The following is a 10,836-nucleotide window of genomic DNA, read 5'->3' on the forward strand; positions in this document are numbered from 1 at the left end:
TCAGGGCGCTTCGAGGTACGCGCGTCACGTCGTGCCCATAGGTAAGAATGCGCTTCGCGCGGGAGGTGCCGATGCCGCAATTCCGCTTCTTTCCGGATCGAGCCGTGTGTTCCGTCGTTTGATTCTGCTGCCGGGGCGAGGCTTGGCAGCCAACTCCGGTTGGGCGATCAAAATCGGTCACTTCAATTGCCTGGTAGCTTGCCTCCGGCAATATAAATAGTATACGGTATATGCATGGAAACTTTCAGCTCCCGCCCCTTCGCGTCTGGCGCGCATATCTGCGAATCCGACGCCTGCCGTTGTTCACCCTTGAGCCGCCGCGGCCTGCTGGCCGCCACCGGCGCCGCCCTGTTCGCCACATCCGTGCCTTGGGCCGCCGCCCAGGCGCAGCAGACGCCGGTGAACCTCGCTAAAGTCGCGACACCCTCGACCTCGTACAATTCCGGCGACACCCGGGTCATCGCACTGAATGACGGCCAGGAACCGGCCAATTCCGCCGACACCGAAAAGGGCATGTACGGCAACTGGCCCAAGACCGGCACCGAATGGGTCGAATTCCAATGGAGCCAGCCCGTCACCACCGACAAGATCGAGATCTATTGGTGGGTGGACGGCCAGGGCGTGGGCCTGCCGAAGTCGTGCCGCCTGCTGTACTGGAACGGCAAGGACTATGTGCCGGTCAAAAATGCCAAGGGCCTGGGTCTCAAGAAGGACCAGTTCAATTCCACGACGTTTGATCCGGTTACGACCGACCGCCTGCGGCTGGAAATCACCTCCGACGGCACCCTGTCGACCGGCGTCCTGGAATGGCGCGCCTGGAGCCACGGCGCGGTGCCGGCCTTCGCGCCCGCCGTTGCCGCCGGCATCGACCGCATTGTCATGACCGGCGGCCGCACCTGGCTGTCCGGCAAGGCCGAATGGCTGACCTCGACCTCCAGCGAAGGCCTGATTTGGCGCAAGGTCTCCGGCCCCGGCGAGGTCAGCTTCGCCGACGCCACCTCCGCCAACACCACCGCTAAAGTCACGGCGCCCGGCGACTATATCCTGGAGCTGGCCGCCACGGCCAACGGCAAGACCAGCACCTCGACCTTACGTGTCCGCGCCGAAACCCCGCCGCCCGCGCAGCGCCTCGATGTCGTCTATACCAAGCGCTACAGCATCGACAGCCCGCTGTGGAACGCCCGCGCCAAGTCGCTGATCGTCAACTGGATGCCGCACGTCATTTCCTATTGCGAGCGCACCGATCTGAAGGCCGGCGACGGCGGGCTCGACAACTTCATCGAGGCGGCCAAGAAGCTGCGCGGCGAACCGCACGGCCGCCACCGCGGCTATGTCTTCTCCAATGCCTGGGTGATCGAGTCGATCGAAGCCATGTGCATCTGCCTGATGGTCGACCCGCGCGGCGACGCCGAGATCATCGCCGCTCAGGACCACATCCACGCCAGCCTGGAGCGCTGGATTCCCATCATCCTGGGCGCCCAGGAACCCGACGGCTATCTCCAGACGGCCAAGACCCTGGCCGAGCCCGGTGCCTGGGACGAACGCTGGTCGGCCGATCACCGTGGTGACCACGAAGGCTATATCGCCGGCTATTTCATCGAGTCGGCGATCAACCATTACACTCTGACCAACGGCCAGGATCTGCGCTTGTACAACGCCGCCAAGAAGCTGGCCGACTGCTGGGTCGCCAATATCGGCCCGGGCAAGAAGGCGTGGTTCGACGGCCACCAGGAGATGGAGCAGGCGCTCGTTCGCTTCGGCCGCTTCGTCAACGACATGGAAGGCCCCGGCCACGGTGACGCCTATATCGCGCTGGGACGTTTCCTGCTGGAATCGCGCCGCGGCGGCCAGGAGTACGACCAGAGTCACCTGCCGCCGACGCAGCAGTACGAAGCCGTCGGCCACGCCGTGCGCGCGGTCTACTTCTATTCGGCTATGGCCGACATCGCCGCCGAAACCCACGATACCGACTACCAGAGCGCGGTCATGTCGCTGTGGGACAACATGGTCAACCGCAAGTACTACATCACCGGCGGCATCGGCAGCGGCGAGACCTCGGAAGGCTTCGGCCCCGACTATAGCTTGCGCAACGGCGCCTATTGCGAGTCGTGTTCCAGTTGCGGCCTGATCTTCTTCCAGTACAAGCTCAACCTGGCCTATCACGATGCCAAATATGCCGACCTGTACGAACAGACGATCTATAACGCCCTGCTGGGCTCGACCGACCTGGACGGCCAGTCGTTCTGCTACACCAACCCGCTGACCAATACCGAGCGGACCAAGTGGCACGTCTGCCCGTGCTGCGTCGCCAACATCCCGCGCACCCTGTTGATGCTGCCGACCTGGACCTATGTGAAGGGCAATGACGGGCTCTATGTCAACCTGTTCGTCGGCAGCCGTATCACGGTCGAAAAGGTCGCCGGCACCGATGTCGAGATGGTCCAGGAAACCGACTATCCGTGGAACGGCAAGGTCAAGATTACCGTCAATCCCAAGGCGTCCAAGGCCTTTGCGTTGCGCATCCGCATCCCCGACCGCAAGACCAGCGAGCTCTATACACTGTCGCCGCAGGTTGGCGGGGTGAAGGGCTTCATGGTCAACGGCAAGGCCGTGACGCCTGAGATCGTCAAGGGCTATGCGGTCGTGGAACGCACCTGGCAGGCCGGTGACACGGTGTCGTTCGAACTGCCGATGGCGCCGCAACGTATCATCGCCGATCAACGCATCGAGGCCGATCGCGGCCGCGTCGCCCTGGCCTATGGCCCGCTGGTCTATAATGTCGAGCGCGCCGACCAGCCCGATATCGAAAAGAAGCTGAGCGGTAAGGCGATCGAAGCCAAGTGGCGTCCGGACCTGCTGGACGGCGTCATGACCCTGACCGGGACGTGGGAAGACGGCTCGCCCATGCTGGCCATTCCCAACTATGCCCGCATGAACCGGGTCGGTGCGGCGGCGGAAGTCGGCGCCGGCGATGTCGACTATGCGCCGGGCTCGAACGCGGCGGTCGTGGATGCCCAGATCGGCCCGCGCACGCGCTTCAAGGGCCTGCAGTCCCAGGTCTGGATACGTTCCGTTTAAGGATGGCGGCGTGACGTACAGTCTGACACTGGACGAGGCGTGGGACCTGAGCGTCCGCGTGCTGGAAACGGCCGGGTTCTCGCCCGCCCATGCGGCGGCGATTTCGCGGACCATCTGGGCCGGCCAGCGCGACGAATGCCATTCCCACGGCCTGTACCGGCTGCTGGTCTGTACCCATACGCTGAAGACCGGCAAGGTGTCGCCCGACGCCGAACCGGTGGTCAGCGACGCCGCCCCGGGGTTGGTCCGCGTGGATGCGAAAGGCGCCTATTCGTTGCTGGCCTATGAAACCGGTCGGCCTGTGCTGATCGACAAGGCGAAGACGGTCGGCCTGGCGGCTTTGGCGATCAATCACTGCTACCACTTTTCGGCCCTGTGGCCCGAGGTCGAGGCGATCGCCGAGGCCGGCCTGGTGGCCATGGCCATGACGCCGTCGCATGCCTGGGTGGCGCCGCATGGCGGGACCAAGGGCGTGTTCGGCACCAATCCTCTGGCCTTTGCCTGGCCGCGGCCGGAAGGCAATCCGTTCGTCTTCGATTTCGCCACCAGTGCGGCGGCGCGCGGCGAGATCGAACTGCACCGCCGGGCGGGGAAACCGATCCCGCAAGGCTGGGGGTTGGATCGCGACGGTCGGCCGACCACGGATGCCGAGGCCGCCATGCAGGGCGCCATGCTGACCTTTGGCGGGCACAAGGGTTCGGCTCTGTCGGCCATGATCGAGCTGATGGCCGGGCCGCTGATCGGCGATTTTTTAAGTCTAGAGTCGATGGCCTATGACGGCGGCGCAGGTGCGACGCCTTATCATGGCGAACTGATCCTGGCCTTCGACCCGAAGGTATTTATGGGCCCGGATCATGGGGTGCATTCGGCCCGCGCCGAAGCCTTGTTCGACGCCATCCTGGGCCAGGGCGCGCGTTTGCCGTCGCAACGCCGCTACGAGGCCCGCGCGCGCAGCCTGACCAGCAATAGCGTCACCATTCCACGCAAGCTGTACAGTGATTTGGTGGCTTTGCTGGATCCGACCACCGAATCCAAGCCGTTCTAGCGCTGTAAAGCCCCTCTCCCCGCTTTGGCTGGTAGAGGGGATTCTTACGCATCCTCACCCGTCAGTTTGAACCGCGTTTCGCCGTTTGGACGGAAGGTTATCGCATCGTCGACCAGTTTCACCGGCCGGCCGTTCAGACGCAGATCCCGCACCTTGCGGCCTTTCGGCAGGCGTAGAGTCAATTGGATTTCCTTCGGTTGCGAACTCCCCTCCAGCACCACCTCAGCGCTTGCGCCCTGCAAACGGAAATCCACCCGGCCCCAGCGCGTCGGCGCGTCCTTGATCTCAACCGGTTGCCCCCACCAATCCCGCGGCACCGCCCGGCCGAGATACAGCACCTCCGCATCCGACGCTTCGAACACCAGCATCCACCGTACCAGCTTCGGCATCGTCAATTGCGCCGGCACGCAATACAGCGGCAAACCCCCGTCGATATCCGACACCTCGCCCGCCACCCAGGTGCCCGGCGTGTGCGAATGGTAACGATGCGAATACAGAAACAGCAGGTATTCCTCGATCCGTCCGCTGCGCAAAAGTTGCTGGGCATGGCCATACGAAATGAAGCCCAACTGGCTGCGCGTCGTCTCATTGGCCCCGACGACATTGGCCGTGACGCCGATCGTGGTGGCACCGTGGCCGCGCATCGCGTCGATTACCGTCGCCGCCAGGTCGTCGGGCAAAACATCGGCATGCAACAGTTCGGCATAGACCCGGTGCGCCCAGCCATGCTCGGTGCGCTGCTTCTTCGCCCGCGCCTCGGCATAGGCTTCACGGTGGGTTAGCTTCGCTCCCGGCAACACGGCGACATAGGCCGGTTTCAGTTCATGCCGCACCGATGCGCGCAAAGCCTTCACCAACTGCGCCTGCAGGACCTCCGCCCGCCGGTTCCAGTCGGACGCCAGACCCGCGCCGCCGGGATCGACCGCCGCCCATACCTTCGCCATGTCGCGCCAGCCGCGCACGGCAAAGGCTGAATTGTTCCAGTAGGGCTTCCACCACAGCGCAGGATCGGGATGCAGGCAGGCATCCGACTCGCTCCAGCCGTCCAGCAAACCAAAGCCCGCCTCCCCCATCGGCTTGGCCAGGGCCAGGTCGTGCAACTCGGTCAGGATCGCCGCCGTCGCCGCCAGCTTGCCGGCATACTTGCGCACTGTGCCTAAGTCGCCGGTGTACATCAGGTAGCGGGCCATCAAACTCAGGGTCAGGCCGAACTGCGGCACTTCCGGCCCGCGCATATTGATCATGCCGTCATCGGCGACGAACAGATCGAAATAGTTCTCGATGACGGCTTTGGCCTGGTCGAACCGGCCCCATTCCAGGTTGGCGTAGAGCGACGAGGTGAAAATATCCTGGAAGCCGTCATATTCCGGACCGAAATAGTCGCGATCGACCACGCCGTATTTGGGATAGGTGCCGCCCGGCCGGGTGACCAGCTCGCGTGCAAAGGCGGCGCTAACCATGTCGCTCAAGGCGCCATCGGGCAGGGTAACCTTGCTCTGGTCTTTCAGTTCGCCCTGCCACACGCCCGCAAAGTCCAGCATGCCGCGATAGAAGTCGACCGCCTGCGGTTCCTTCCGGCGCGGCGGAAAGGCGGCGTAGGAATAGCCGAACGCCGTCTTCACCGGCCGGCCATTGTCGTATTGCACGGTGCGGTGCCAGGTCTGGACCAGCAGCGGGTCCTTGGCGTTGACATCGGCAAAAACCAGCAGGTCGTACCAGCGCGTCGGCGACACCTCGATGATCTTGTGCACCGCCGGCAGCCACCCGCCCAGCAGCCCTTCCCAGCGCTTTTTCGAGCCTTCGTCGCCGGTCAGGTCGGGAAAGGCGTGCTCCGGCCGGTAGCCGCGCGTGCGGCCATTTGGGAAGACCGGCATGGTGTCGCCTTGCTGGCGTGTGCCGACAAAGTTGGTCCAGGCCAGGCGGGTATAGAGATTGTTGGGATCATAGTTGGAACCTGCCGGCGGGGCGGCCTTGCGCACCATCTCCGGGTCGGGATCGCCGCCATGGCCCAGCAGCTTGTCGGCCAGAAGATCGGCATCGGCCAGGCAGATGTCTTTCAACGCCAGGCCGAGATAGGGCGGCGTGATATCGTCGAAACAGGCCTCAAGCCGCTTGGACAGGACCATGGCCTCGTCGCCGCCCACAAAGGTGATGACGCCGTCGCGCTTCGACTGATCCTCGTACACCGTCCAGCCATCGAACCCTGCCAGTTTCGCATGGCCGCTCACCGGTGCTTCGGCGGCGGGCCGCAGTTTCGGAGCGGCGACGGCGCTGGTGCCCAGGGCGGCGACCGTGGATGCGGTCAGAAAGGCGCGGCGGTCGAGACGGGGCATGAACTCACTCCAAAAGAAAACGGCGCCGCAGGGGGATCTGCGGCGCCGATACGCTTAGACACTCACATGGTTTAGAAGGCCGACGACAGACCGATAAAGAACATCCGGCCCAGCGGATCATAGGTGCTGGTATAGGTGTTGCCGTTGCCGTTTTCGGCCAGGAGGCCACCGTCGATCGCCGGCGGCGACTTGTCGAAGATGTTGGTCACGCCGGCGCGCAGGGTGACATTGTACGGCAGGTTATAGACCGCCGTCAGGTCGAAGTAGTTATAGGCTTCGATCTCGGCGTTGAGCACCGACTTGTTGCCCGACAGGAAGGGATCGTCGGTGTTACGCGACAGCTCCGTCTTGCCGACATAACGCCAGTTGACCGACACGGCGGCGGGCAGCCAGGCGCTTTCGAACGGCGTCGCCCAGGTGGTGCGCAGGTTGTGGCGCCATTCCGGCGAGGGCTGGCCGCAGATCGGGCCATACAGCCCCTTGCAGTCATAGGAGCCCAGGCCCGGCAGAACCTCGGTTTCCAGCGAGCCGAGCAGCGTGCCGACCAGCGAGAAGGTGACATCGCCATGGCCGGTATCCAGGACATAGTTGGCGGTGACGTCAAAGCCGGTGGTTTCCAGGAAGCCGGTATTGAGGTTGGTCCCGATGATGTAGCCACCCTTGGTGTTGTAGCCGAACAGGGCGCCGGTAGCCGGATCGCGATGGATCAGGCCGCAATAATAGGGATCGCCGGTGTTCAGGCACTGGGCCAGGGTCACGCTCGAATCCACCGTGCCGATATAGCCGTCGATGTGGATCTTGAAGTAGTCGACGCTGGCCGAGAAGTTGCGCATGCCCTGCGGCGTAAACACCAACCCGAAGGTGGTGGTCTTGGCTTCTTCCGGGTTCAGGTTCGGGTTACCGCCGCCCAGGGCAGAGCCGACATCGGCCGGGGTCTGGGGGATGGTCTTGTTGTCGTACTGGGCCGCGGTGGCGCCGGTACGCAGGCACTGCTCCTTGGTCGCCGTCTGGGTGGCGTCGGCGCAGGGGTCGATCAGGGCGACATTGCCGACACCCTGGGCCGCGAACAGCTCCGAGATGTTGGCGGCGCGCATGGCCTTGTTGTAGCTGGCGCGGAACAGGATGTCGGCGGTCGGGGCATAGCGGCCTTCAACCTTCCAGGTGTCCGTCTTCTTCTCGCTACCGGTGGTGGTCGACGACGAGACATTGAAGGTCGAGGCGCGGTAACCGAGCGAAAAGTCCAGGCTGTGGATGCCGGGCTTGTCGGCGACGACGGGGATCTGGATTTCGGTGAAGATTTCCTTCGCCTGCACCTCGCCGTCGGCATTGGCCGAACCGGCCGCCAGCTGGGTTTCGTCGCGCTTCTCGTCCAGGGTTTCCTTACGGCTTTCGACGCCCAGAACCACGGCTATGCCATCTTCGGCCCACGGCGAGCGGATGCCGTATTCACCCAGGTCACCCGAGACATAGGCGTTGTAGACAAGGATGTCCTGTTCGTTACGGGTAAAGGTCGGGGCGTAGATATAGGCATAGGCCTCGGCGCTGGGGCCCTTGCTGCTGAAGATGTCGATCGGCACGCAGCCCTGCTGGCCGCCCTTACAGACGACAGAGCCGCCCGAATTGATGGCCTGCAGCGCATTGGCCGCCTTGTCCTGGTTGATGTCGTTCTGGTAGTTGAACTGGCCCAGGGTCTTGGCATACAGGACGCTGGCATTGTAGTTCCAGGCGTCGCTGATGTCGCCCGACAGGGCGGCGGTGAAGCGGTAGTTGGTGTGGCGCATGTCGTTGCGGCGGCCCGGGCCGGTGGCGGCGCGGAAGGCGACCCAGGTCGAGGCGTCGGCGGTCGAGGTCGTCGATCCGCACAGCTTCATCTTCTGGTCGTCGCTCATCAACGGGTTATCACAGTTGACGGTGAACGGCCGACCGAACCAGATGGCCGACGGCGCCACCTGGGACACCGAATGGTCATCCATGAACATGGCGCTGCCGTCGAACTTGACGTGGTCGTTGAACACGTAGTTGACGAAGCCGCCGGCCTGGTAGCGCTCGGAATTGCGCAGGGTATAGTTAGACGGGGCGTAATTGTAGGCGAACGAGCCATCGTTCGGCACCCAGGTCTTGCTGCCGTCCTTAGAGTTCGCAAACTCGGTGTTGGCGTTGGGCCCGGTCAGAGGACGGAAGCGGCCATAGGCGTGGTTGCCCGAACCGCCGCAGCCGAAGCTGGTCGCCGAGGCCTCGAACAGGGCGCAGGCCGAATAGTCGCGGGCGTCCTGGGTCACGGCCTCCATCTTGCGGTAGCCGAAATAGCCGGTGACATTGCCCTTGCCATCGGCCAGGTTGGCGCCGATGGCGATGTTGGCGTCGTACTTGGCGCCGTCCCAGACGTTTTCCGGCGCCAGCACGATGCCGCGCGACTTATGCAGGGCGCGCAGGTCCTCGTCATCGTTATTGTGCTGATAGATGCTGTACTGGGCGTCGACGCGGACGCCGTCCAGGCGCTTGCGCATGATGAAGTTGACGACGCCCGACATGGCGTCCGAACCGTAAACCGACGACGCGCCGCCCGTCAGGACGTCGGTGCGCTCGATCAGGGTCGAGGGGACGAAGTTCAGGTCCACGCCCTGCTGCGGCAGCAGGCGCTGGCCGTCGACCAGGACCAGGCTGCGGTTGCCGCCCAGGCTGCGCAGGTTGACCCCGGCCGTGCCATCGGAATTGTTGGACTGGTTTTCGTTGTTGCCGGCTTCCATGGAAGGCAGGGCCTTCAGGAAGCTGTCGACGGCGATGGCGCCCTGAAGTTTGACTTCGCGTTCATCGACCGTGGTGATCGGCGAGGCGCTCTTCAGGTTGGGCCGGCGGATACGGGTACCCGTGACGACCACGACGTTTTCTTCGGCCGTCGCCACAGCGGCGGCCGTGTCGTCCTGCGCGAAGGCCGTATTGCACAGGAAACCCGTGCTGATGGCGGCCACGGCCGCCCCGGCCATAATCCACGCCTTATGGTTACTTTTTTTCATTTAGCGAACCCTTCTTCTTCCAAAGTCGGTTCGCGCTTTCCCCGGCGCACTGTACGCTACTACGGGCCGGTGGATACGCGACCCCTGAAACTAAAGGGCCACCGGCGCCCTGAATCGTCAATATATATTATACGGAATGTGAAATACCGTATACGATTGTGTGACAGTGATGTTTTAATATCACCTTTTGGAGGTGGAATATGTCCGTTTCCGTGTACCGGGATGTGAGCCGGGCGCAGTTTTCGGGTGAGATTTGCCCGGCGAATCGTCCCGCCGTACTGAAGGGCATGGCAGGGGACTGGCCCGCCGTGGCGGCGGGGCGCGCGTCCGATGAAGCCCTGGTAGCGTACCTGAAGGCGCGTGATAACGGCCAGGTCGCCGGGGTCTATGTCGGCGCGCCGGACATAAACGGCCACTTCTTCTATGGCGCAGATACGAAGAGTGAGAACTTCCGCTACGGCCCTGCCCCCATCCCCCAGGCGCTGGACCGGCTTATCACTGAGAAGGCGAACGCGCGGCCGACCTCTGTTTATGTCCAGTCGGCTGAACTGTTTCGCCACATGCCTCAGGTCAGGGCCGAGAACCATTTGGACCTGCTGCCCGACACGGTCGAGCCACGCATCTGGATCGGCAACCGCACGGTGACGCGAGCGCATTATGATCTGAACCACAACCTGGCCTGCGTGGTGACCGGCCGGCGTAAGTTCCTTTTGCTGCCACCCGATCAGCTACCCAACATGTATCCCGGGCCGTTCGATCGCACGATCGGTGGGGTGCCGGTGGCCATGGTCGATCCGGAAGCGCCGGACCTGGACCGTTACCCACGCTTTGCCTTCGCCCAGGCCTCGATGATGGAGGTCGAACTCGAACCGGGCGATGGGTTGTATATTCCCTACGGCTGGTGGCACCAGGTGCGATCGCTGTCGGCGTTCAATGTGCTGGTGAACTACTGGTGGGACGATGCCCCGGCCATGGCGGCCCAGCCGTACGACGCCCTGTTCCATTCGCTGTTGGCCCTGCGAGATATGCCGGAAGGGCATAAGGCTTTGTGGAAGTCGGTCTTCAATTACTATGTCTTCAACGACGAGGCTCTGTCGCACCTGCCGCCGGGCGACCGCGGCAGCCTGGGCGACCTGACCCCGGAGCTGGTGGCGAGGATCAAAGCAAACCTAAAGAAGGGGCTGGGATAAACTTATCCTCCACCGCTTTGCCTGCCGGCGAGGCCGGGGGAGGTGCTGAGCAAGCGAGCCCCCCCCTATGGGGCGAAGCGCGTCGAAGCGGAGGGGGCGTTACAAGCTCCGAGCTCCCGGCTCCCCCTCCGTCTCGACGCGGTCGCCTAAGAAGGCTCCCTTGCTCGACACCTCCC

General features: G+C 63.7%; 5 protein-coding genes. 3 read left to right on the forward strand and 2 right to left on the reverse strand.

Translation table 11 applies throughout. The features are described from left to right. Positions 1 to 234: 234 nt before the first annotated feature. Both ABAC460_RS32185 and ABAC460_RS32190 read left to right on the forward strand, forming a co-directional pair. Entirely contained in the window at positions 235 to 3,078 is a 2,844-nt protein-coding gene (locus ABAC460_RS32185) for a glycoside hydrolase family 127 protein (protein WP_031236574.1), read from the forward strand. Between the two features lie 10 nt (positions 3,079 to 3,088). Further along, positions 3,089 to 4,123 carry an Ldh family oxidoreductase gene (locus ABAC460_RS32190; RefSeq protein ID WP_023452763.1) on the forward strand — a complete coding sequence of 345 codons (1,035 nt, stop codon included), beginning with the start codon at positions 3,089 to 3,091 and terminating at the stop codon, positions 4,121 to 4,123. Between the two features lie 44 nt (positions 4,124 to 4,167). On the opposite strand, the gene ABAC460_RS32195 is transcribed toward ABAC460_RS32190, so the two are convergent. Both ABAC460_RS32195 and ABAC460_RS32200 read right to left on the reverse strand, forming a co-directional pair. After that, positions 4,168 to 6,456: a hypothetical protein gene (locus ABAC460_RS32195; RefSeq protein WP_023452764.1), complete on the reverse strand. Its 2,289-nt coding sequence runs from the start codon at positions 6,454 to 6,456 to the stop codon at positions 4,168 to 4,170. 71 nt (positions 6,457 to 6,527) lie between these two features. Then, on the reverse strand, positions 6,528 to 9,470 hold the full coding sequence (locus ABAC460_RS32200; protein WP_031236576.1) for a TonB-dependent receptor domain-containing protein: 2,943 nt from the start codon (positions 9,468 to 9,470) through the stop codon (positions 6,528 to 6,530). A gap of 200 nt (positions 9,471 to 9,670) precedes the next feature. Here ABAC460_RS32200 and ABAC460_RS32205 point away from each other — a divergent pair, with 200 nt between their 5' ends. Beyond that, a complete protein-coding gene (locus ABAC460_RS32205; RefSeq protein ID WP_031236577.1) occupies positions 9,671 to 10,660 on the forward strand; it encodes a cupin-like domain-containing protein in 990 nt (329 codons plus the stop codon). The last annotated feature ends 176 nt before the right edge of the window (positions 10,661 to 10,836 follow it).

The organism is Asticcacaulis sp. AC460 (assembly GCF_000495795.1).
Classification (GTDB): domain Bacteria; phylum Pseudomonadota; class Alphaproteobacteria; order Caulobacterales; family Caulobacteraceae; genus Asticcacaulis.